The sequence below is a fragment of the Paraburkholderia silvatlantica genome, assembly GCF_003096715.1.
Taxonomy (GTDB): domain Bacteria; phylum Pseudomonadota; class Gammaproteobacteria; order Burkholderiales; family Burkholderiaceae; genus Paraburkholderia; species Paraburkholderia silvatlantica.
On record NZ_QEOL01000005.1, the window covers coordinates 332,732 to 355,314 of the forward strand.

The 22,583-nt window shown below is 66.7% G+C and carries 21 protein-coding genes and 1 pseudogene; 7 read left to right on the forward strand and 15 right to left on the reverse strand.

Features of this window, described 5'->3' with window-relative positions:
* Positions 1–200 precede the first annotated feature (200 nt).
* Positions 201–1,748 carry a methyl-accepting chemotaxis protein gene (locus tag C7411_RS09690; protein WP_110383573.1) on the reverse strand — a complete coding sequence of 516 codons (1,548 nt, stop codon included), beginning with the start codon at positions 1,746–1,748 and terminating at the stop codon, positions 201–203.
* 419 nt (positions 1,749–2,167) lie between these two features.
* On the opposite strand from C7411_RS09690, the gene aepX reads away from it, so the two are divergent.
* Genes aepX through C7411_RS09705 form a run of 3 tightly spaced genes read left to right on the forward strand, consistent with a single transcriptional unit; the run spans position 2,168 to position 6,148 of the window.
* A complete protein-coding gene (gene aepX, locus C7411_RS09695; RefSeq protein ID WP_110383574.1) occupies positions 2,168–3,874 on the forward strand; it encodes a phosphoenolpyruvate mutase in 1,707 nt (568 codons plus the stop codon).
* The gene (gene aepY / locus C7411_RS09700; RefSeq protein ID WP_110383575.1) at positions 3,871–5,070 is read left to right on the forward strand and encodes a phosphonopyruvate decarboxylase; all 1,200 of its coding nucleotides are present in this window, start codon (positions 3,871–3,873) and stop codon (positions 5,068–5,070) included. The genes aepX and aepY overlap by 4 nt, the downstream gene beginning before the upstream one ends.
* A gap of 10 nt (positions 5,071–5,080) precedes the next feature.
* Positions 5,081–6,148: a 2-aminoethylphosphonate aminotransferase gene (locus tag C7411_RS09705; protein WP_110383576.1), complete on the forward strand. Its 1,068-nt coding sequence runs from the start codon at positions 5,081–5,083 to the stop codon at positions 6,146–6,148.
* 107 nt (positions 6,149–6,255) lie between these two features.
* Here the strand turns inward: C7411_RS09705 and C7411_RS09710 are convergent, their stop codons facing one another.
* The 6 genes from C7411_RS09710 to C7411_RS09730 all read right to left on the reverse strand — a co-directional run bounded on the left by C7411_RS09710 (position 6,256) and on the right by C7411_RS09730 (position 12,742).
* Entirely contained in the window at positions 6,256–7,485 is a 1,230-nt protein-coding gene (locus tag C7411_RS09710) for a PepSY-associated TM helix domain-containing protein (protein WP_110383577.1), read from the reverse strand.
* Positions 7,486–7,745: 260 nt separating this feature from the next.
* Complete coding sequence (locus C7411_RS37395; protein WP_165822772.1) at positions 7,746–7,895, reverse strand: hypothetical protein; 150 nt, start codon at positions 7,893–7,895, stop codon at positions 7,746–7,748.
* Positions 7,896–8,016: 121 nt separating this feature from the next.
* Positions 8,017–8,604 (reverse strand): nucleotidyltransferase family protein, encoded by a 588-nt coding sequence (locus C7411_RS09715; RefSeq protein ID WP_110383578.1) that lies wholly within the window; start codon positions 8,602–8,604, stop codon positions 8,017–8,019.
* Positions 8,605–8,764: 160 nt separating this feature from the next.
* Positions 8,765–10,996: a xanthine dehydrogenase family protein molybdopterin-binding subunit gene (locus C7411_RS09720; RefSeq protein ID WP_110383579.1), complete on the reverse strand. Its 2,232-nt coding sequence runs from the start codon at positions 10,994–10,996 to the stop codon at positions 8,765–8,767.
* The gene (locus C7411_RS09725; protein WP_110383580.1) at positions 10,993–12,009 is read right to left on the reverse strand and encodes an FAD binding domain-containing protein; all 1,017 of its coding nucleotides are present in this window, start codon (positions 12,007–12,009) and stop codon (positions 10,993–10,995) included. Before C7411_RS09725 ends, C7411_RS09720 begins: the two co-directional genes overlap by 4 nt.
* 16 nt (positions 12,010–12,025) lie before the next feature.
* Positions 12,026–12,742 (reverse strand): (2Fe-2S)-binding protein, encoded by a 717-nt coding sequence (locus tag C7411_RS09730; protein WP_110383581.1) that lies wholly within the window; start codon positions 12,740–12,742, stop codon positions 12,026–12,028.
* Positions 12,743–12,762: 20 nt separating this feature from the next.
* Between C7411_RS09730 and C7411_RS36975 the strand changes: the two genes are divergently transcribed.
* Positions 12,763–12,963, forward strand: a complete 201-nt coding sequence (locus C7411_RS36975) for a hypothetical protein (protein ID WP_133253630.1) — start codon at positions 12,763–12,765, stop codon at positions 12,961–12,963.
* Positions 12,964–13,095: 132 nt separating this feature from the next.
* Here the strand turns inward: C7411_RS36975 and C7411_RS09735 are convergent, their stop codons facing one another.
* Positions 13,096–14,748, reverse strand: a complete 1,653-nt coding sequence (locus C7411_RS09735; RefSeq protein WP_110383582.1) for an FAD-dependent oxidoreductase — start codon at positions 14,746–14,748, stop codon at positions 13,096–13,098.
* Between the two features lie 162 nt (positions 14,749–14,910).
* Complete coding sequence (locus C7411_RS36980) at positions 14,911–15,102, reverse strand: hypothetical protein (RefSeq protein WP_133253631.1); 192 nt, start codon at positions 15,100–15,102, stop codon at positions 14,911–14,913.
* 64 nt (positions 15,103–15,166) lie between these two features.
* On the opposite strand from C7411_RS36980, the gene C7411_RS09740 reads away from it, so the two are divergent.
* Positions 15,167–16,246 carry a zinc-binding dehydrogenase gene (locus tag C7411_RS09740; protein ID WP_110383583.1) on the forward strand — a complete coding sequence of 360 codons (1,080 nt, stop codon included), beginning with the start codon at positions 15,167–15,169 and terminating at the stop codon, positions 16,244–16,246.
* Positions 16,247–16,320: 74 nt separating this feature from the next.
* On the opposite strand, the gene C7411_RS09745 is transcribed toward C7411_RS09740, so the two are convergent.
* The gene (locus C7411_RS09745) at positions 16,321–17,613 is read right to left on the reverse strand and encodes an aspartate carbamoyltransferase (RefSeq protein ID WP_110383584.1); all 1,293 of its coding nucleotides are present in this window, start codon (positions 17,611–17,613) and stop codon (positions 16,321–16,323) included.
* 142 nt (positions 17,614–17,755) lie between these two features.
* On the opposite strand from C7411_RS09745, the gene C7411_RS38605 reads away from it, so the two are divergent.
* A complete protein-coding gene (locus C7411_RS38605) occupies positions 17,756–17,881 on the forward strand; it encodes a hypothetical protein (protein ID WP_258365414.1) in 126 nt (41 codons plus the stop codon).
* Positions 17,882–18,018: 137 nt separating this feature from the next.
* Complete coding sequence (gene dapA / locus C7411_RS09755; RefSeq protein ID WP_110383586.1) at positions 18,019–18,873, forward strand: 4-hydroxy-tetrahydrodipicolinate synthase; 855 nt, start codon at positions 18,019–18,021, stop codon at positions 18,871–18,873.
* Positions 18,874–19,065: 192 nt separating this feature from the next.
* Here dapA and C7411_RS09760 read toward each other — a convergent pair.
* The 5 genes and pseudogenes from C7411_RS09760 to C7411_RS09780 all read right to left on the reverse strand — a co-directional run.
* A pseudogene (locus C7411_RS09760) lies at positions 19,066–19,296 on the reverse strand (DUF2866 domain-containing protein); the annotation flags it as partial.
* Between the two features lie 266 nt (positions 19,297–19,562).
* The gene (locus tag C7411_RS09765; protein WP_028202533.1) at positions 19,563–19,763 is read right to left on the reverse strand and encodes a DUF3562 domain-containing protein; all 201 of its coding nucleotides are present in this window, start codon (positions 19,761–19,763) and stop codon (positions 19,563–19,565) included.
* Positions 19,764–20,033: 270 nt separating this feature from the next.
* Positions 20,034–21,095 carry an alkene reductase gene (locus C7411_RS09770; RefSeq protein ID WP_110383588.1) on the reverse strand — a complete coding sequence of 354 codons (1,062 nt, stop codon included), beginning with the start codon at positions 21,093–21,095 and terminating at the stop codon, positions 20,034–20,036.
* A gap of 111 nt (positions 21,096–21,206) precedes the next feature.
* Entirely contained in the window at positions 21,207–21,530 is a 324-nt protein-coding gene (locus C7411_RS09775; protein WP_110383589.1) for an ArsR/SmtB family transcription factor, read from the reverse strand.
* A gap of 252 nt (positions 21,531–21,782) precedes the next feature.
* Positions 21,783–22,475 (reverse strand): GntR family transcriptional regulator, encoded by a 693-nt coding sequence (locus C7411_RS09780; RefSeq protein ID WP_207786527.1) that lies wholly within the window; start codon positions 22,473–22,475, stop codon positions 21,783–21,785.
* Between the last annotated feature and the right edge of the window lie 108 nt (positions 22,476–22,583).

A 22,583-nucleotide genomic window follows, 5' to 3' on the forward strand; every position in this document is an offset into this window, starting at 1 on the left:
GCAGAGTCACATTGTAAACATGATGTAATTGAATTGAAATGATCGGTGCGCACGGCCGCGACGCAACTGGGCGCGCGTTGCATGCCGTCATGCGGCGCGGGCGGCGCAGGGGAGAGAAGGAAGCGCAAAGCGAGCCGGGCCGCGAATGCGGCCCGGCGGGAAGACGCGCAAACCGGCGTCGAGCCGGTGTGGCAACAGCGTTACGCGTGTGCGGGCAAGCGGAAGCTCGCGATCGCCTCGCGCAGCACGCTCACCTGGTCCTTGAGCGAATGGGCGGCGGCGGCGGCCTCTTCCACGAGTGCCGCGTTCTGCTGCGTCACCTGGTCCATCTCGCCCACGGCGCGGTTGACCTGCTCGATGCCGGCGCTCTGCTCGCGCGAAGCGTTGCTGATCTCTTCGAGGATCTCGTGGACGCGCCGCACCGACTGCACGATCTCGGTCATCGTCGAGCCCGCGTTGGTCACGAGATGCTGGCCTTCGGTCACGGTGCCGGTCGACTTTTCGATCAGCGCCTTGATTTCCTTGGCGGCGGTGGCGGAGCGTTGCGCGAGGCTGCGCACTTCGGCGGCCACCACCGCGAAGCCGCGGCCCTGTTCGCCCGCGCGCGCCGCTTCGACGGCCGCGTTCAGTGCGAGGATGTTGGTCTGGAACGCAATGCCGTCGATCACGCCGATGATGTCGCCGATCTGCTGCGAGCTCGTCGTGATGTCGCCCATCGTGCGCACCACGTCGTCGACTACGGCGCTGCCGCGCGTCGCGACGTCGGCGGCCTGACTCGCGAGCGATGCCGCATGCTGGGCGCTATCCGCGTTCTGGCGCACGTTCGCCGTCATCTGATCCATGCTCGACGCGGTCTGCACGAGCGCCGCCGCCTGTTCCTCGGTGCGTTGCGAGAGATCCGTGTTGCCCGCCGCAATCTCGTTCGCGCCCACGTTGATGTTTTCGGCGCCGCTGCGCACGCGCGAGACGGTTTGCACGAGCGCCGTCTGCATCGTCGCGAGCGCGCGCATCAGGCTGGTCTCGTTCGTGCCCTGCACCTGCAGGTGCAAGGTGAGGTCGCCCTCGGCGATGCGGTTGGCGGCGTCCACCGCGCCTTCCAGCTCGCCGCCGATACTGCGGCGCACGCTGCGCACCACGAGCACCATCACCGCGGTGGCGGCGCCGCCCAGCAGGAACGTCACGCCGAGCCAGCGCAGCAGGCTGTCGTAGAACTCGGCGCGCACGTCGTCCATGTACATGCCCGTCACGATCACCCAGTCCCACGCCACGAAGCGGCGGCCGAAGCTCAGCTTGGGTACGGGTTCGCTGTGGCCGGGCTTGGCCCACAGGTAGTCGAGGAAGCCGCCGTTCGGGCCGCTCGCGGCGCTCACGAGCCCGGTGAAGACATGGGTGCCCGCGGGGTCGGTGAAGTCGCTCAGGTTCTTGCCGTCGAGCTCGGGCTTGATCGGATGCATCAGCATGACCGACTGCGAGTTGTTGACGCTCAGGTAGCCGTCGGCGCCGTAGCGGATCGAGCCGATCACGGCGAGCGCCTGCTTCTGCGCGTCGGCTTCGGGCATGACATTGCGTTGCGAGAGGCCGTAGTAGTAGCTGGCAATGCTCGTCGCTTCGTCGACGAGCGCGGTGAGCTGCGCGCGCCGTTCGCGGATCATCGACTCGCGGCTTTGCCAGGCGCCAAAGGCGACGATCAACAGCAGGCCGATCCAGAGGATCGCGATCATCGAGCGGAGCTTCTTGTTGAGGGTCATGGTCTGCATGGTCGGTCGGGTATTTCACAGGGCAGGAGCGGTACGACTGGCGATGCGTTGCCGCCAGACTGTGTTTACGGCCCGCGCAAACGTGCGCGAGACCCAGGGGGAACCCTGCTTAGGCAGCTTTTCTTCATACAAAACAAGGAGCTTTGACCTCGCTCATATGACGTTTCGCTGAAACACCCGCGAATGGCCGACAAAAGCCACAAATTTCACAGTAACTCCATGATTTGCCACTCTTTGCGGGGATCGACTGCGGATAGGAATCATTTCCGATATAGTCGCGACTTTGCCCCCCGGCCGGCCTGACTTCGAGGCCTGCGACGACGCCGGGATGAAGGACCTTTCCCAACGATGCGACGCACGCGGCGAGCGCTTCCGCCGCCGCCCTCATGACGTCCACTGGAGCAACAAGAATGAACGCACGCGAACCCGCCCTGGTCCCCGCCGCTGTCGCCACGTCGCGCAGCGCGCGGCTGCGCCGGATGCTGACCAGCAACGAACTCGAATTCCTGATGGAAGCGCACAACGGCCTTTCCGCACGCATTGCGCGCGAGGCGGGCTTCAAGGCGATCTGGGGCTCGGGGCTCTCGATCTCCGCGCAGTTCGGCGTGCGCGACAACAACGAGGCGAGCTGGACCCAGGTGGTCGACAACCTCGAGTTCATGGCCGACGCGAGCGACCTGCCCATCCTGCTCGACGGCGACACCGGCTACGGCAACTTCAACAACGTGCGCCGTCTCGTGCGCAAGCTGGAGCAGCGCGGCATTGCGGGCGTGTGCATCGAAGACAAGCAGTTCCCGAAGACCAACAGCTTCATCAAGGGCGAGGCGCAGCCGCTCGCCGACATCGACGAGTTCTGCGGCAAGATCAAGGCCGGCAAGGACTCGCAGACCGACGAGCACTTCTCGATCGTCGCGCGCGTCGAGGCGCTGATCGCGGGCTGGGGCATGGACGAAGCGCTCAAGCGCGCCGAGGCGTATCGCCAGGCCGGCGCGGATGCGATCCTCATCCACAGCAAGCTCTCGAAGCCTGACGAGATCCTCACGTTCGCGCGCGAGTGGGCGGGCCGCGGCCCGCTCGTGATCGTGCCGACCAAGTACTACAGCACGCCGACCGAGGTGTTCCGCAAGGCGGGCATCAGCACGGTGATCTGGGCGAACCACCAGATCCGCGCGGCCGTCTCGGCCATGCAGGCCGTGACCAGGACGATTTACGAAACGCAGACGCTCGTCGATGTCGAAGACCGTATTGCTACGGTCAACGAAATTTTCCGCCTGCAGGACGCCGACGAATACTCGGAAGCCGAAGACCGCTACCTTGGCGCTACGTCGCGCGGCGCGGGCTCGGCGATCGTGCTGGCCGCGAGCCGCGGCTCGGGCCTCGACGCCTATACGGAAGACAAGCCCAAGGTCATGCTGCCGGTGGCGGGCAAGCCGCTCCTGCGCTGGCTCGTCGATGCGTTCAAGCAGCAGTCGGTCAACGACATCACCGTGGTGGGCGGCTACAAGGCCGACGCCATCGACACGGCGGGCATCAAGCTCGTGCGCAACGAGCGCTTCGCGCAGACGAACGAACTCGCATCGCTCGCGTGCGCCGTTGGCGCGCTCGACAACGACACGGTGATCTCGTACGGCGACCTGGTGTTCCGCAGCTACATCCTGCGCGATCTCGTGGAAAGCGAAGCGGACTTCAGCGTGGTGGTGGATTCGTCGCCTGAGTCGGAGAACAAGAGCACGCGCGACTTCGCATGGTGCTCGGCCGCCGACGAGCGCGATCTGTTCGGCAACAAGGTGTTCCTCGCGCGGGTGGCAAGTGAACCGGCCGCGAACGGCGCGGCCCCGCACGGCCGCTGGATCGGCCTCGTGAACGTGCGCGGCGCAGGCCGTGCGAAGCTTGCGAAGAAGCTCGCGCAACTGCAGGCGCGCGCCGACTTCGACACGCTCGACATGCCGGCGCTGCTCAACGCGCTGATCGCAGATGGCGAGAAAATCGAAGTGCAATACGTGCACGGCCACTGGCGCGGCGTGAACGACCTCGAAGACTTCCGCCGCGCGGGAGATTTCGCTCAGGGCGTCTATACGCATGCGCAAACGCCGGTGGGCGCGGAGGGCCAGGCATGATCGAAGCCGCGCAGTTTGTCGAAGCGGCGCGCTCGCGCGGTTTCGAGTGGTATGCAGGCGTGCCGTGCTCGTATCTCACGCCGTTCATCAACTACGTGCTGCAGGACGACTCGCTGCACTACGTGAGCGCGGCCAACGAAGGCGACGCGGTCGCGCTCATCGCGGGCGTGGCGCTCGCGGGCAAGCGCGGCATCACGATGATGCAGAATTCGGGCCTCGGCAACGCCGTGAGCCCGCTCACGTCGCTGACGTGGACGTTCCGCCTGCCGCAACTGCTGATCGTGACGTGGCGCGGCCAGCCGGGTGTGCCCGACGAGCCGCAGCATGCGCTGATGGGCCCGGTCACGCCGCAGATGCTGGAAACGATGGAAATTCCGTGGGAGACGTTCCCCACGGAAGCCGGGCAGATCGCGGCGGCGCTCGATCGCGCCATCGAACACATGGACGAAACGGGCCGCCCGTACGCGCTCGTCATGCAGAAGGGCAGCGTGGCGCCGTACGAACTCAAGGACGGCGGCGCGATGCCGGCGAAGCACGCGCTGCCTGTCGCGCAGGCCAGATGGACCGGACGGACTCCTGATCGACTGCCTACGCGCCAGCAGGCGCTCGAGCGCGTGATCGCCGCAACGCCTGCCGAGTCGACGGTGGTCGTCGCCTCGACTGGCTTCTGCGGCCGCGAACTCTACGCGCTGGACGACCGCTCGAACCAGCTTTACATGGTCGGCTCGATGGGCTGCGTCACGCCGTTCGCGCTCGGCCTCGCGCTCGCGCGGCCCGACCTGAACGTGGTCGCGCTCGACGGCGACGGCGCGGCGCTCATGCGCATGGGCGTGTTCGCCACGCTCGGCGCCTATGGCCCCGCGAACCTCACGCACGTGCTGCTCGACAACGGCGCGCACGATTCGACGGGTGGCCAGGCCACCGTGTCGGGGCAGGTGTCGTTCGCGAACGTCGCGGCCGCGTGCGGTTACGCCGACGCCGTGGAAGGCGACGATCTCGCCGTGCTCGACAGCGTGCTCGCCGCCGCGCGCGAACGCGCGAAGGGCGCTTCGGGTGTCGAAGGCACGCGCTTCGTACGCCTGACGATTCGCCGCGGCACGCCAGACGGCCTGCCGCGCCCAACCATCACGCCGCCCGATGTCAAGGCGCGCCTCATGCGCCACATCGGCGCCAATGTCGACATGTCAGCTGAATAAGGACCTACCGATGCTGCTGCTCAATCCCGGCCCGGTCACGCTCACCGAACGCGTGCGCCGCAGCCTCCTCCAGGAAGACCTGTGCCATCGCGAAAGCGAGTTCTTCGACGTGCAGGAAGAAGCGCGCACGCGTCTTTTGGGCGTCTACGATCTCGACCCGGCGCTTTGGCAGGCCGTGCTCATGACGGGCTCCGGCACGGCTGCGGTCGAAAGCATGATCTCGACGCTCGTGCCCGCGAACGGCAAGCTGCTGATCGTCGAAAACGGCGTGTATGGCGAGCGCATCACCGCGATCGCGAAGCAGTATGGCATCGCGCATGAGGTCGTCGGACACGACTGGATGCAGGCGCCGGACCTCGCGCGCATCGCGGCCGCGCTCGACGCCGACAAGTCGGTCACGCACGTCGCGATCATTCATCACGAAACGACCACGGGCCGCCTGAACGATCTGCGCGCACTGGGCGAAGCGTGCCGCGGGCGCGGCGTGCAGATGCTCGTGGACGGCGTGAGCAGCTTCGGTGCCGAAGCGATCGATTTCGGCGACGCGAGCATCGCGGCGGTAGCGGCGACGGCGAACAAGTGCCTGCACGGCGTGCCGGGCGCGGCCTTCGTGGTGGTGCGCCGCGCCGCGCTCGCGCCGGCGCATAGCCGCACGTACTATCTCGATCTCAAGCGTCTCGCCACGCTGCAGGATCAGCGCAATACGCCGTTCACGCCTTCCGTGCACGCGTATTACGCGCTCGTCGAGGCGCTGCGCGAACTCGCGGACGAAGGCGGCTGGCAGGCGCGTCACGCGCGCTATGCTGCGCTTTCCCAGCAGGTGCGCGCGGGGCTCGCGGCGCGTGGCATGAAGAGCGTGCTGCCGAAGGACGAATCGTCGGTGGTGCTGCGCGCGTTCCGCTTGCCCGCGGGCGTCGATTATCCGGCGCTGCATGACGCGCTCAAGGCGCGCGGCTTCGTGATCTACGCCGGGCAGGGCGGCTTGTCGGCGGAACTGTTCCGCATTTCGACGATGGGCGACATTCACGCCGCCGATGTCGAGCGCTTGCTCGCGGCGTTCGATGCAGTGACGCGTTGAACGTAAGCACGACGGGCTTGCGGTTTCGAGCCCGGCCACGAAAAAAGGCCTTGCAGCGAATGCTCGTTGCAAGGCCTTTTGTTTTGTTTCGTGCGTCCGTCCGCGGATCAGTTCGCGGCCCGCTCATGCGTGCCGATCGTGCTGGCCGCCTTCGCCTGCTTCGCGGGCTTGCGCCGCGCACGCGCTTTCTTGAGCCAGATCAGCACGCCGGTCACGCTGAGCATCGCGACGGCAATGCCGGTCACGCTGATGGCGATGCGCCCCGGCAGCCCGGCGATGCGCCCTGAATGCAACGGAAACTGCGCCTGCATGAAGATATCGCCTGCACTGCCGCGGCCCGGAATCTGCCTGCCGAGCACCTGGCCCGTGCGTGCGTTCACGATGAGCCAGGCATTGCCGAGGCCCGCGTCGCCGTGATCGTTGCCCGCCGCGTAGTAGCCCACGCCGTATACGCCGGAGGTGGGCACCCCGAAGAGTCCGCCGGGCGGCGCCGCGATGCCTTCGCGGCGGCCCATGTCGGCGGCTTCGGCCACGATGCGAACGCGCGCAGCCGTTGCTTCGGCAGGCGTGAGCGCGGGGCCCGGCGCGACGATGCGAAACGGGTCCGGCGCGAGCGTCGAAAACGCCGACACCACGGGGCGCACGACCTGCGCGCCGAGGTTCATCGAAATCGACGTCACGGCCACGACGATCAGGAGTCCCCAGAGCCACACGCCGCCCGAGCGGTGCAGATCGAACGTGAGCGCATAGCCGCCGCGCTTCACGCGAAAGGCGAGCGACTTGCGCCAGCTTTTCAGGCTCGGAAACGCGAGCACGATCGCGATGAAGCCGTCGAGCAGCCACACGATCCCTACCACGCCCATCGTCCAGACGCTGAAGTCGATGCCCATCTTCGTCGGCATGAACAGCGTGTAGTGGAGCTGGTAGAGGAAGGGGATCAGGTTCTGGCGTGCCAGCGATGCCTTGCCCCACATGCGGCGGCCTTGCTCCCCGCCCGTTACGGGATCGAGCGCGACCTGATTGAACCCGAGCGCATAGGGCGCCCGGCTCACGGGGTTCAGGCGCGGCGCCACCTGCGCGATCCAGGTATGGCCGGGCTCGACGGCAAGCGGCATGAAGGTCACGACGGCGTGCGGTTCCGCGGCCTCGAGACGCTTCGCGAGTTCGAGCGCGGGCAGCGGCGTGCCCGGCGTCGCGCTGCGGAAGAACGATGGGTTCAGCAGCGCGTCGAGCTCGTGGTCCCACGCGATCACCGCGCCGGTGAGTCCGGCGAGGAACAGGAAGGCTGCGGTGCCAAGACCGAACCAGCGGTGCAGGCGCACCAGCAGCGGTCTCATGCGAAACCTCGGCGCGCCGGCCGGCGCACGGGGGCGAACACGATCACGATTGGGCTCACGGCAATCCTGAAAAATGCAAATAGGAATCGTTTGCATTCTACGGATCGGCCGTCGAAGGCGCAAGCTTTGCGAAAGGCGGGGATTGGGGGGCGGAAGAAGCGCTCAGCGCGCAGAGGCTGACGCGGCGCTTGCGAACCGTCGTCGCGAGCGCCGCTACCGCCGTGAGACGAGATGCCCGGCCGCGGCGGCCGGGCGTGCGATCACACGGGGTCCTTGTCCGGCGGCCCTTCGGGCTGCTGCGGTTCGTCGTTGTGATGGCCTGGCGCCGGCGGGGTGAGCGGGTCGCGTTCGGGGTCCCGCGTCGGATCGGCGAGTGGATCGGGAAGCGGATTCGTGTGCGAGCAGATCATCGCGAGGTCCTCTTGCGCTAAAGCGGGCGGCCGTGTGGCGCGCGTGAACTTATAGCGTAGGCGATCGATTGCATGCCAGGCACTCGCAATTGAACAATCGCAGCGCGCGAGTGCGCGCGAATCAGAGCCCCTTGAGATCCGCCGGCGTGTCGACGTCGCGCAGAATGCCCGGGTCGTCGACTTCGACGCGCGTGAGCGGATGGGTGCTCAGCAGGGCGCGAGCGCCCGCGTCGCCATCGAGCGCGACGAGCGCCGCGCGATGCGCGTAGCCGAAGCCGACCGGATGTCCACGCTGCCCGCGATAGAACGGCGCGACGAGCGATGCGCCGCCATCCAGTGCGCGCGCTACGGCTTCGATCGACTCGACGGCAATGCAGGGCATGTCGGCAAGCGCGACGATCCAGCTTTCCGCTTCATGATCAGTTTCCACGCCGGCTGCCAGGCTCGCGCCCATGCCGCGCGCGGCGCCGGGCGCGAACACCACGTCGCACCCCGCGTCGTTGAGCACATGCGCGAGCGCTTCCGCTCCGGGGCGCACCACCGCGATGACCTTGGGTACGACGCGCAGCAGCCGCTGCGCGGACTCGCGCGCGACGCACGTGCCTTCCGGGAGGGGAGCGAGGAGCTTGTTGCGCAGTCCGTTGGGATCGAAGCGCGAACCGGTGCCGGCGGCGAGCAACACGCCGGTGGCGAACGAAGCATAGGCCATGGGTGTGGTACGCCGCGAAGAGGGTGAGCAGTGATTGTGCGGCGCAAGCGCGCGTGAGGCAAGCCCCGCGCGCGGCATATGCCTTGCTTTATCCTCCATGTGCGGACCGCGCATGCACTATGCGGGTGCAGGCCCGGCGTTGCAGGCCGCATCGTGCCGGTCACACAAGCGAGTTCATCTGTGGAACGACCTTGTCGAGCGTGATCGGCAAATCGCGCACGCGCACGCCCGTGGCGTGATACACGGCGTTCGCAATGGCCGCCGGCACGCCGGTAATACCGATCTCGCCGATACCGCGCACGCCGAGCGGATTGAAGCGCAGATCGGGTTCGCCGACGAACAGCACGTCCAGCTCGCCGACGTCCGCGTTCACGGGCACATGGTATTCGGCGAGGTTGTTGTTCGCGATGCGGCCCATACGCGTGTCGAAGAGGCCCTCTTCGTGCAGGGCCGTGCCCACGCCCCACACCATGCCGCCCATCAACTGGCTGCGCGCCGTTTTTTCGTTGAGCACGCGCCCCACGTCGTACGCGCCGACGATGTGCGCCACGCGCATCGTGCCGGTATCGGCATCGACGTGCACTTCGGCGAACACGGCGCCGAAAGAGTGAAACGCATACTGCTGCTTCTCCGCGCCTGGCTTCGTCGCGGCCTGTGCCTCGACAGGCTGGCCGCCCGCGCGTGCGATGACGGCCGCGGCTGGATCGCGGCGCGAGTTGTCGCTGCGGCTCACGACCCAGCCGTCCTGCACGGTCACGTCGTCGGCGCCGAGTCCGTAGACGGGCGAGCCGCGATCGGCGCGCGCGAGCGCGACGAGCTTGTCGCGCACGGCTGTGCACGCAGCCTGCACGGCGGGCGAGACACTCGCCGCCGACTGCGAGCCGCCCGAAACCGGCGCGCCCGGCAAGGTCGAATCGCCCAGCGCGAAGCGGATGCGGCTGGGCGGGAAGCCGAGCGCGTCGGCGGCCACCTGGGTCATCACCGTGTAGGTGCCGGTGCCGATGTCCTGGGTGCCCGACGCGACCATCGCGTTGCCGTCGGGCAGGATGCGCGCCACAGCAGCGGCTTCGCTGCGATTCGCGGGATACGTTGCGCTTGCCATGCCAAGGCCGATGAGCGTATTGCCGCGGCGCATGGCGCGCGGCGTGGCGATGCGCCGCGACCAGTCGAAGCGTTGCGCACCCGCCTCGTAACATTGGCGCAGCGCTTTCGACGACCACGGCTTGCCGTCCTGCGGCTCGCTCTCCGCGTAGTTCTTCAGGCGCAGCGCAACCGGGTCCATTTTCAGTTGCCATGCCAGTTCGTCCATGGCCGATTCGAGTGCGAACGAGCCCGTGGTTTCACCGGGCGCGCGCATGAAGGTCGGTGTGCCGACATTCAGGGGTACGACACGATGGCTCGTGCTGCAATTGGGCACTGCGTACATCATGCGCGTGACGAGGCCGCACGTCTCGAGCCAGTCTTCGAACGTGGACGTGTGGGCAAGCGTGTCGTGGCGCAGCCCCGTAAGCGTGCCGTCCGCGCGAGCGGCGAGCGAGAGATGCTGCTCCGTGTGCGGGCGCGAGCCGACCGGGCCGAACATCTGGGGACGCGCGAGCGTGAGCCGCACGGGGCGTCCGGTCTGCTTCGCGGCCATCGCGCACAGGCTCACGTGCGACCACGACGAGCCCTTGCAGCCGAAGCCGCCGCCGAGGAACGGCGAGATCACGCGCACGTTGTCCGGCGCGATGCCGAACACGGCCGCCACCGCGTTGCGCGTGCCGCTCACGCCCTGGGTGGCGTCGTAGAGCGTGAGGTCCGGGCCGTCCCAGTGGGCCATCGTCGCGTGCGGCTCCATCGGGTTGTGAAACTGCGTGGGCGTGGTGTAGACGGCCTCGAAGCGCACTGCGCCTTCATGCAACCCGGCCTCGACATTGCCGCGCGTCGATTCGACCGGGCGGCCCATCGGGCTTGGCGGCGCGTGCGCGTCGCCTTTCGCGCGGTCGAAGTCGAGCGTGCCCTGCGTCGGTGCGTAGGCGATGTCGATGTGACGCGCGGCATCCGTGGCGTGTTCCAGCGTGTCGGCCACCACGACGGCGACCGGCTCGTTGCTGTAGCGCACGACGTTGTCCTGCAGCAGCGTGAGGTGCCGTCCCGCCGGCGGCTTGAGCGGCGAGCGCCCGCCGTTGGGCAGCCGCATCGCGCTCTGGTACGTCATGACCAGCAGCACGCCGGGCATGGACTGCGCGCGGCTTGTGTCGATCGACGTGATCGTGCCGCTCGCAATCGTGCTGGTGACGAGCACGGCATGGGCGAGCCGCGTTTCGGGGAAATCGCTCGCGTAGAGGGCGCCGCCCGTGACCTTGAGCATGCCGTCGATGCGGTCCATCGGTTGTCCGGTCAGCGTGCTCATGCGAAATCTCCGGTGTTTTGCGCTTGCGCGCCGGCGGCAGCGAGCATCGTCGAGCGGACAATCGCGCGCTGCGCGAGCCCGACCTTGAACGCATTGCCGCTCAGCGGCTTTGCCTGCGCGAGTTCCGCCGCGGCCGCCTCGCGCAGCGTCGACTCGTTGAGTGTTTTGCCCGCGAGATGCTGCTCCGCCACGCTCGCGCGCCAGGGCCGATGCGCGACGCCGCCCAGCGCGATGCGCGCCGTGCGTATGCGGTGGCCGTCGAGTTGCAGCGCGCTGGCGACCGAGACGAGCGCGAAGGCATAGCTCGCGCGGTCGCGGACCTTGAGGTAGTGTGCATGTTCGCTGAACAACGGCGGCGGCAAGTCGACCGAAGTGATCAGTTCACCTGACTGAAGCGTCGTGTCGAGATCGGGCCGGTCGCCGGGCAGGCGATGAAACGACGCGAACGCAATGGTGCGCGCGCCGCCCGGACCGCTCACCTGCACGGTGGCGTCGAGGGCCGCGAGCGCAACGCTCATATCGGACGGATTGACGGCCACGCATTGTGCGCTTGCGCCGAGGATCGCATGCATGCGGTTGAAGCCGTCAACCGCCGCACAGCCGCTGCCGGGCGCGCGCTTGTTGCACTGGGTGAACGCGGTGTCGTAAAAGTACGGGCAGCGTGTGCGTTGCATGAGATTGCCGCCCACAGTCGCCATATTGCGCAGTTGCGGCGAAGCGCCGGCGAGCAGCGCCTGCGAGAGCAGCGGGTAGCGCGTGCGCACGAGCGGGTGATTGGCCGCGTCGCTGTTGCGCACGAGCGCGCCGATGCGCAGGCCGCCGTTGGGCAGCGCTGCGACTTGATCGAGCGCCTCGATGCGCGTGATGTCGATGAGCGTCACCGGATGCGCGACGCCGCCTTTCATGAGATCGAGCAGATTCGTGCCGCCGCCGACGAACACCGCGCCGGGACGCTGCGCGGCGGCAATCGCGCCGTTCACGTCGGCTGCGCGCTGGTACGAGATGGCATCCATTTGTGTGCCTCCGTGCTCAGGCGCCGGCCGTGTGCGCGTCGCGCACGGCGGCCACGATGTTGACATAGGCGCCGCAGCGGCAGATGTTGCCGCTCATGCGCTCGCGTATTTCGGCATCGCTCAGTTGCGCTGGGCGCGTGCGCACGTCGGGCGTGGCGGCGCTCGCTGCCCCTGCTGCGAATTCGGAGAGGCAGGCCGTTGCCGAACACAACTGGCCCGGCGTACAGAAACCGCACTGGAAGGCGTCGTGCTCGATAAAGGCGCGCTGCACGGGGCTCAACGTGGCCACGCCCGCGAGACCTTCGACCGTGGTGATGCGCTCGCCTTCGTGCATCACTGCGAGCGTGAGGCAACTGTTGATGCGCCGTCCTTCGACGAGCACCGTGCATGCGCCGCACTGGCCGCGATCGCAGCCTTTCTTCGTGCCGGTGAGGCCCGCGTAGTCGCGCAGCGCATCGAGCAGCGTGACGCGCGGTTCGATATGCAGCGCGTATGCGCGGCCGTTGATGTCGAGCCTGACCGGTTGTGCGGGCGCGGGCGGCGGCGCAACAGCCGGGGTGCTGGCCGGCGGCGCATTCTGCGCATGCAGATGAGGCGTCGCGCTCAACGCGGCAGCGGCGGCCGCCGATTGCAGGAAGCGCCGGCGTGTAACGTCGGCGGGCGCGCGGGAGGGACAAGCTTGCGAGGCGTCGTCGCAATCGCTCGGCGCATTGAGGGGACGTTCGTTGGACATGGCGATCTGCGGACTCCAGGATGAAGACGGAACACGAGCCGGGACTTCAGGCGCTGGCCGCTCGGGGTTGCGCAGGGCTTCGTCGCGCAGCGGCGCGCTTCTTTCGTGAAGCAATTCCGATGCCGCGGTTACTCGGCCGGGCATCGCAGAACTGCAAATTGCACTTCTCGAACCCGAAAGTAAAGCGCTTACGTGTGAATTTTTCGCTGCATATTGCTTGATGGCGCAACGCTGTCGCATGGCTGACGCCAGCCCGGCGCGAAGCTGGCGCCGTGGACAGAAACGCAATGCAGCAGGAGGGAAAAGCGTATTGAAAGAGGGTTGCGCGACGAGTCGTACCGCGCAACGCAACGCTACGCGCGATCTTCCTGAAGGTAGCGATGTACGAAGGCGATCGCCATGCTGCCTTCGCCAACGGCGGAGGCCACCCGCTTGACCGGGCTCAGCCGCACGTCGCCGCAGGCAAAGATGCCGGGTACGCTCGATTCGAGCAGGTAAGGATCGCGCCGGTGCGACCAGCGCCCGGCTTTGACGGCATCGTTCCCGGTCAGCACGTAGCCGCGATTGTCGCAGGCGATTTCCGGCGGCAGCCAACCCGTTTCCGCGTCTGCGCCAATGAACACGAACAGACCGCCACATTCGCGGCGGTTCACGCTTGCGCTGGCCGTATCGAGCACGTCGATGGCGTCGAGATGCGTTTGCCCATACACGCCGACGACCTCCGAATTCAGTTCGACACGGACGTTCTCCTTTCCCGTCAGCTGCTCGACGAGATAGCGCGACATCTTGTTCTCGAGCGAAGCGCCGCGCACGATGAGCGTCACGGCGCGCGCATGATTCGCGAAGTACAGCGCGGCCTGTCCCGAAGAATTGCCGCCGCCGATCAGATATACGTCGAGTCCGTGCGTGCCGCTCGCCTCGCTGCGCGCCGCGCCGTAATAGATGCCTTTGCCGATGAAGCGGTCGAAACCTTCAATCGCAAGCCGCCGCCAGGTGACGCCCGTCGCGAGAATGAGCGTATGCGCGCGCACCACGTCGCCGCCGTCGAGGTGGACTTCGCGCGCGGCGGTATCGACGCGCGCAACCGCGCGTGTAACGAGAATTTCGGCGCCGAGGCGCCTTGCCTGCTGCAACGCGCGGCTCGCCAGTTCGTCGCCGGAAATGCCGCCGGGAAAGCCCAGATAATTTTCGATGCGCGAAGAGGTGCCGGCCTGGCCACCCGGCGCTTCGCGCTCGATCACAATGGTACGGAGTCCTTCTGATGCACCATAGACAGCAGCGGCAAGTCCAGCCGGGCCGCCGCCGATGATCAGCGTGTCGTATTCGCCGAGACGCGGCTGGGTTTGCAGCCCCAGGCGTTCCGCCAGGTCGCGCGTTGCGGGGCGGATCAGCAGGGTGCCGTCGGCGAGGCGCAAGGCGGGGCAGTGCTGTTCCTCGGGGCAGGGGCCGTTCCAGTGTGTTTCGAGTTCGGGCGCGTCGGGCGTCAGCCACTCGCAACTGATCTGGTTGCGCGCAAGAAACTGGCGCAGGTTCGCGCAAGCCGGGTCCCAGCGCGCGCCAACGAGCTTGACGCGTGTTTTCGGCGGCTCCGCGGAAAGGCCCTGCAAGCCGCCTATGCGTTCGCGCGCGAGCGCGCCCATACGCGTGGCGACGTCCGGGGAGGCCGCGGCGAGCGCGTAGTAATGCTGCGCGTCCACGCGCATGACGCGCGAGGGAATCGCTGCGCGGTATGCGCCCGGAAACGGCGAGCTGAGCGCGAGCGGAACTTCGCCGAAGATCGTGCCGGGCACGCGCCATCCAAGTGTGCGCTCGATGCCGTCGAACAGCTTGACGACCTCCATCTTGCCGGACAGCACGGCATAGAGCGCGCGCTCGCCGCCTTCGTGCACGGCGTACTCACCGGGACTCAAGTGCAGGTCCGCGGAGGTTTGGGCGAGGCGTTCGAGTTCGGCTTCGGGGAGCGTGGAGAAAAGCGGGATCGCGCGGATTTCGTCTGTGGTCAGCATGGCTTCGCAAGTCGCGGGCAAGCAGGAAACGACGATGGGACAGCGGCGCGGGGACCGAGCCTTCGTGTTGCGGCGCGGCCGTTTTTTTTGACATCTCATGCAGTATAGGCGGCGCGCAGGCGGACAATCGCCGGATCAATCGACTGACGAATTGCGCACGAGTCATTCGAGAGGATAGCTAACCATGCTGCCGGTGCTCAGCGCAGCCACGGCTTCGCGTAGCCATACGAGCGCGGGATCGGCGTGATTGCGCGGATGCCAGGCCACATGCATCGAAAAGCCGCGTAGCAGGTTCAAGTCGATGCCGGAGAGATCAATCACGTTGATGGGTGGGATATCGGTAATTGATTTCAAGAATACGTCTGGCTCGCCTAGAGTTCAATCCGTCAGATGAACCCGCTTTCCATCAGGAGAAGCCATGAAAGCCTGGATGCTCGATCGACCCGGCCAGCCGCTCGCACTGCGCGACGTGCCGCAACCCGAACCGCGCCGCGGCGCGCTGCTGGTGGGTGTGGAGGCCGTGCCGCTCCTGAGCTATACGCGCCAGTACGTGCAGGGCAAGCTGCCCTATGGTTACCCGCAGGGGCCGTTTTCGCCGGGGACCAACGGCGTCGGCCGGGTGCTTGCGGTCGGCGCAGGCGTGTACGGCTATCGCGTCGGCCAGCGTGTGGCGCTGAGCCCCTACTGGATCGCCGACGAGGCACTGCGCGAGCCCGCCCAGGCGCTGCTCGGGCTTACGGCAATCAGCCCGGACAGCGCACCCATGCTCGGCGATTATCCGCACGGCACGCTGCGCGAGGCGGTCGAGTTTCCCGCCTCGACGGTGTTCCCGCTCGACGGCCTCGATCACGTGCCCTCGGCGCAGCTCGCGGCGCTCGGCAAGCTCGTGGTGCCGTTCGGCGGCCTGCGGCGCGGCCGGCTCGCGGCTGGCGAAACCGTGGTGGTCAACGGCGCGGCCGGCGCGTTCGGCTCGGCGGCCGTGCTCGACGCGCTCGCACTCGGCGCGGGCCGTGTGGTGGCGCTCGGGCGGCGCGCAGCGGCGCTGGCGCCGCTCGCGAAGCTCGGCGGCGGCCGCGTGGTCGCCGTCGCGCTCAGTGGCGAGATGGCGCGCGACGTGGAGGCCATCGGCGCCGCCGCAAACGGCGGCGCCGATCTCGCCTTCGACATGGTGGGCCACGCCACCGACCCGGACGCCACGCTCGCCGCGCTGCGCAGCCTGCGCCGCAACGGCCGCATGGTGCTGATGGGCAGCATGGAGGTGGAGTTGCCGATCAGGTATGGCGAGATGCTCATCAACAACTGGGAGCTGATGGGCCACTTCATGTACAGCAGTGCGGACTACCGTGCGCTGATCGCGCTCGTGCAGTCGGGGCAACTGCCGCTCGATGCGATCGACGTGCAACGCCACGCGTTCGATGCGCTGGAGACCGCGATCGACGCGGCGGAAAAGGCAGAAGGGCTGACCTGCGTGACGGTTTGCACGTCGCCAGGCGTTTGAGCACGCCACAAACCAATCGGCCCGCAAGCGCGACTGACGCTTGCGGGCCGATTACGTTGCGAGCGCAACGAGATTCAGTCGATGCCGTGGAACACGGCGTCGTCCGGGCCGAGGTAGGCAGGCGGACGCCACACGGCGTCGCGCATCGAGTGCTGCACGAGATTTTCGACGCCCAGCAACACCGCGAAGATCGCCATGCGCACCGGAATGCCGTTGTCGGTCTGGCGGAAGATCGCGAGGCGCGGATCGTGGTTCAGATCGGTCGAGAGATCGTTGGCGCCCGGGCGGCTGTCGCGCGGCAGCGGGTGCATCACGAGCGTTTCGGCGCTGCAGCACTCGTCCATCAGCGCCTGGTTGATCTGGAATTCGGGCGTGTAGCCTTCGAACGACTCGTCGGCGAAGCGCTCCTTCTGGATACGCGTGGCGTACACCACATCAGCGCCGCGCAGGCCTGCGCGCAGGTCGTGCGTCTGCTCGACCACATGGCCGTTGGTCGAGATCTTGTCGACGATGTATGCCGGCATTTCGAGCTGCGGCGGCGAAATGAGCGTGAACTTGATGCCGCGATAGAGCGCGAGCAGCTTCACGAGCGAGTGCACCGTGCGGCCGTACTTGAGGTCGCCCACGAGCGCGATATGCGCGCCGTCGACGATCTTGCCCAGACGCGAGAACTCGCGCTGGATCGTGTAGAGGTCGAGCAGCGCCTGGCTCGGGTGCTCGCCGGGACCGTCGCCGCCGTTGATCACAGGGATGTTCACGGCGCGCGCGAATTCGGCCACCGAGCCTTGATCAGGATGCCGAATCACCATCGCATCCACGTAGCCGGCCATCACGCGGCTCGTGTCGTAGATCGATTCGCCCTTGGCCATCGAGGAGAACGTGAAGCCGGTCGTGTCGCACACCGAACCGCCGAGGCGGCAGAACGCGGCGCCGAAGCTCACGCGCGTACGCGTGCTGGCCTCGAAGAACAGGTTGCCGAGCACCGCGCCTTCGAGCACGCGCGAGATTTTCCGGCGGCGCGCGATGGGCTGCATGATGTCGGCCACGCGGAACAGGGCTTCGACGGACTCGCGCGAGAACTGTTCCACGGAGAGCAGTTGCGGCTTGCCTTCGAACTGCATCTGGCTGGCGAGCGAACGCGAATCTACGCTTTGCGTATAGTCTTCGCGCGGCTCGCCATTGCCGACGATTTCCGAAACGAAGCGCTCGACGATCTCCGGCATGGCTCGCGATTCCTGCGACTCCTCGGGCAGCAGCCACGTGTCGAGCGCACGACGTGACACGCCGATGCGGCTCGCAAATGCGTCGCGGGTCATGTTCAGACGCCGCATGGCGTCACGGAGGAAGGCTTGTTGCGGAACGCTCATGCTGGCACCCGTGAGTTCTGGTTAATGTACGCGGTGCGTATATTAGTTCGGTGGCACGAGAAGTCAAGTTCTTTTGTCGGATGAGCGCTCGAAAGACCGTGCTCGCGCCCGCAACAGCGCGATCCCGGTTACACTGCGCGACATGCTGCGTAACCTGCTCCGCCACGACCTGCCGAATCCCACCGCCGCCACGCGCGCGGTGTCGTCGCTCGCGCAGGCCGCTTCGGTGCGGGCGAAAGCCAAATCCAAAAAACAGCCGCTCATCTGACCGGAGTCTGCTGTTCCGTCAGATGTGCGACGGAACAGCCAGTCGAAGGCGCCCTGCCTTCCGCCTCACTCCCGGCTTGCTTCCCTCCTGCGCACCGCTGAACGGACCTTCCATACGGTCGAGTTCAAGGGAAAGTCATGTCTGAGTTTTCGGGTATCTGGATTCCGCTCATCACGCCGTTCAACGACGGTGCCGTCGATCATGCTGCGCTCGACACGCTCGTGCGCCACTACGTCGAGGCCGGCGTGGCCGGCTTCGTCGCGCTCGGCACGACAGGCGAGCCCGCCGCGCTGAGCGACGTGGAAGCGGATGACGTGCTCACCACCGTGCTGGCGTCGGCGGGCGGGCTGCCGGTCGTGGCGGGCGTGAGCGGCAACCACACGGCGGCCGTCTGCGAGCGGATCGCGGCGCTCAACGAGCGGCCCATCGCCGGCGTGCTGGCGGCCGCGCCTTACTACATCCGGCCTGCGCAAGCGGGTGTGATCGGCCACTTCGCGGCGCTCGCAGAGGCGAGCCGCAAGCCCTTGATCGTCTACGACATCCCCGCGCGCACGGGTGTGTGCATCGAACTGGCGAGCCTGCTCGAACTCGCAGCGCACGAACGCATCGTCGCAGTGAAGGACTGCGGCGGCTCGCTCGACAAGACGCTTGCGCTGATTCTCGATGGCCGTTTGCAGGTGCTCTGCGGCGAAGATATCGACATGTTCGGCGCGATGTGCGCAGGTGCGAGCGGGGCGATTGCGGCGTCGGCGCATTGGCGGCCCGAGCGTTTCGTGGGCATGGCGCGCGCGCTGCAGCAAGGGCGTCTCGCCGATGCGCGCGCGATCTGGCACACGCTCGTGCCACTCGTGCGCGCGGCGTTCGCGGAGCCGAATCCGGGGCCGGTGAAGGCGGGGCTTGCTGCGCGCGGGCTGATCCGCAATGAACTGCGCGCGCCGATGACGCGTGTGAGCGGTGCACTGGAAGCGTCGCTGGCGCGCCTCGCGATTTGAAGCTGCCCGTGCGTGAAGGGCGCGTGGCGGGATGAGGGGCTGGCAGTGGAAGTGCGGCGTGCGCCGCCGCGTATGTGCCGCCCGAAAGCGGCGCGCCTAGCGCGCCGCGCGTGCGCTCGCGGCGCTGGACGCGCGACGGCGGCGCGAGCGAGGGCGCTCGACTGCTGCGGGTTCGCCGTTCAGCAGAATGCGGCGGCCGGGCACGTGCTGCGCAACGAGGCGGGCGATGTCGAGCGCCGTGCTTTCGGCGGGCACGACTTGGCGGCGCGCGCTGTCGTCGAGCGGAGTCGTCCATTCGACGAGCCGGTAGGCGCGGCCCCACGGATGCTGGAGCGGCGTGGAGACCCGGCACGACGCGACCGTCGAAGCGGCGCCTTCGCGCAGCAGGGATTGCAGGTGCACCAGCACATCGTCTTCAACCATGACTTCGCTCCTTCCCAGGCTTGCCGTGCAAAAAAATGCCGCCGATGTTCCGGCGGCTCAACAGGGGTTGAGACTATGGTTGCAGCAAAGAATTAAACCAGGCTTAAGAGGGGATGCACAGGGGCGGCCGGGTTGGCCAATGGATGCAGCGGTGCGGGCCCTCTGCGGGCGCGCACCGTTCGGAAAATCGTGACGGGGGGTGGAGCGGCCGGCCTGCTTGGGGCCGGCTCGAAGACAAGATGACAGACGGGGATTAGTGCGGGCGATTAGTGCGGCTTCGTGCCATTTTGCCGCAATGTCGCACGCGTCTTGCGCGCGGCGAAAAGCGGCAGATAGTCCTGGATGCGCGCTTGCGCCCGATATTCATTGAGCGTGTCGGCGTAGATGCGCGCGACCGTTTCCTCCGGCGTGTTGGTTTCTTCGGCGATGGTATGGACGATCTCGGAAGCATCGGCGGTCTTCGGCATGACTTGGCTCCGGTCAGCGAGGAGGGTTGGAAGGCGGGTTTGTATTCAAGGATATCCGGGCGCGGGATACCAATTGAATCCGCCTATCGCGCAAAAAAGCGCTGCCCGCGGGTCGCAAGCGTGATTTGTCTGAGCGTTAGCACCCGGTCGCGCGAGCCCCGTATTTTCAGGACTTGCAGAGCAAAACGGCCACGGCGAGACAGAATGTCCGCGCCGTGGCCGCCTGGCGGCATGCGGCCATGGGCCGCGTGCGATCTGCTTATGTGATCTTTACGCCGCGCTTTCGAGCGACGGGTAGTCCGTGTAGCCCGTTTCGCCGCGCGCGTAATACGTCGACGGATTGGGGGCGTTCAGCGGCGCGTTCAATTCGAAACGGCGCGGCAGATCGGGGTTCGCGATGAAGAGCTGACCCCACGCGACTGCGTCGGCTTCGCCTGCGGCGAGCACGGCCTGTGCCGATTCCAGCGAGAACTTTTCGTTCGCGATGAACGGGCCGCCGAATTCGGCTTTCAGCTGGGGCCCGAGACGGTTCTCGCCAAGCGATTCGCGCGCGAACAGGAACGCGATCTTGCGCTTGCCGAGCTCGCGCGCCACATAGCCGAACGTCGCCGCCGGATTCGAATCGCCCATCGTGTGTGCGTCGCCGCGCGGTGCGATATGCATGCCCACGCGATCCGCGCCCCACACGTCGATACACGCGTCGGTGATTTCGAGCAGCAGCCGCGCGCGATTTTCGATCGGGCCGCCATAGGCGTCCGTGCGCTGGTTGGTGCTGTCCTGCAGGAACTGGTCGAGCAGATAGCCGTTCGCGCCGTGAATTTCCACGCCGTCGAAACCGGCCGCCTTCGCGTTGACGGCACCCTGGCGGAATGCGGCGATCACGCCGGCGATCTCTTCAGTTTCCAGCGCGCGCGGCGTGACGAAACCACGCTGCGGACGCACGAGGCTCACGTTGCCTTGCGGCGCGATGGCGCTGGGCGCTACCGGCAACTCGCCGTTCAGGAACACAGGGTCGGACACACGGCCCACGTGCCATAGCTGCAAGAAGATGCGGCCGCCCGCGGCATGCACCGCATCGGTCACGATCTTCCAGCCTTGCACTTGCTCTTGCGACCAGATGCCCGGCGTTTCCGCATAGCCGACGCCTTGCGGCGTCACCGAGGTCGCCTCGCTGATGATGAGGCCGGCCGTCGCGCGCTCGGCGTAGTACTTCGCCATGAGTTCGTTGGGCACGCGCACTTCGCCTGCGCGTTGACGCGTGAGCGGGGCCATGATGATGCGGTTCGGCAGCGTGAGGTCGCCGATCTGGATGGGGTCGAAAAGCGTTGCCATGTAGGGTCACCTTGTCTGCGGGCGCGGCCCGCGGGCTGAAAAGCGATAGGGAATCGACGGACGATGCATGTTCAGCAGAGGTTTCGTCGCTGAAGCATCACAACCGCGGAATCACAACTGCGCGTTCATATGAGCGATAAACGCCTCGATGACCGGCTCGTTGCGCTTGAAGAACACCCACTGCCCCACGCGTTTGGACGTGACGAGTCCGGCCTTCTGCAACACGGCCAGATGCGCGGACACCGTGGATTGCGAAAGCTCGCAATGCGCGTCGATCTTGCCCGCGCAAACGCCGTTTTCGAGCGGCAGCTCCTGATCGCCAAAGTGCACCTGCGGCTCGCGCAGGCACGCAAGAATCTCGCGGCGCACAGGATTGGAGAGCGCCTTGCAGATCGCGTCGACGTCTAGAGCGGGAGCGGTAGGAGGGTTCTTCATCGCGGCTGCATCGTAACTGTCCGAATCATATATCGGAATTTTACGATATGGGCGATAACACTCATTTCAAGAGGGTTGTCGGCTGATCCGTGGGAACAAAGTGCGTCTCGTGGGAATAAGGTGCGTCACGGCGCTGGGACCAGTTGCTCACGAAATGAGTCATACCTAAGCGTCCCCGCAGATTTTGGACGATTCGCATGATGACGGCTGGCGCGAACCTTGCCTTTGCATGGGCTCTGCATGCACGGACGATCAGCGTTCGCCTGCTCGCGCCTCTGGCTGCGTCTCGCGTTCCGCGAGAATGCGTAGTGCGACTTCGGCTGCCGCCTTGATGTGCGCTCGGCAGGCGTGCGCAGCCGCTGCCCCATCCTTGCGCTCTATCGCTGTCATGATTCGGCCGATCTCTGCGAGCGTTTCCGGCAGCCGTCCCTCGCTCGACAGCGACAGTGCGCGCAACTGCGAGTTGCGAATCAGCAGGCGATCGAGCATGCCCTTGATGAGCTTGTTGCCGCTGCCGCGCGTCAGCACTTCATAGAAGCGGCGCTTGATGTCGATGAGCTGATCGCGATCGACGCCGGCCGCGCGCAGTTCTTCATACACGCGACGCAATTCGGCGCGCTCGTCGTCGCTCGCCCTGGTCGCAAAACCCTCTCCAGCCAGCGCCTCGAGCGACCCGCGAATCTCGTAGATATCCGCCGCTTCCTCCATCGAAAGCGTCGCCACGAACGGCCCGCGATTCGGATGCACCACCACGAGTCCTTCGGCTTCCATCAGGCGAATGGCTTCGCGCACCACGCTACGGCTTGTGCCGAACGTCTCGCATAGCAAGCGGTCCGGCAGGTGATCGCCGGGCAGAAAGCGGCCGGACGTGATCGCCGTACGCAATCCCGCCTCAACCTGGCTTCGTACGGAAAGGGGCGTGACTTTGAGGGAATCGTTCTTCATCGGGTTCTCGCGTCGGAGCCGAAATTTTACCATAGCCGCCATATTTGCAGATTGACAGACAATCTTCGAGGTGTCATAGTGCGCCCATTGAATTGGCAGATTGACAGA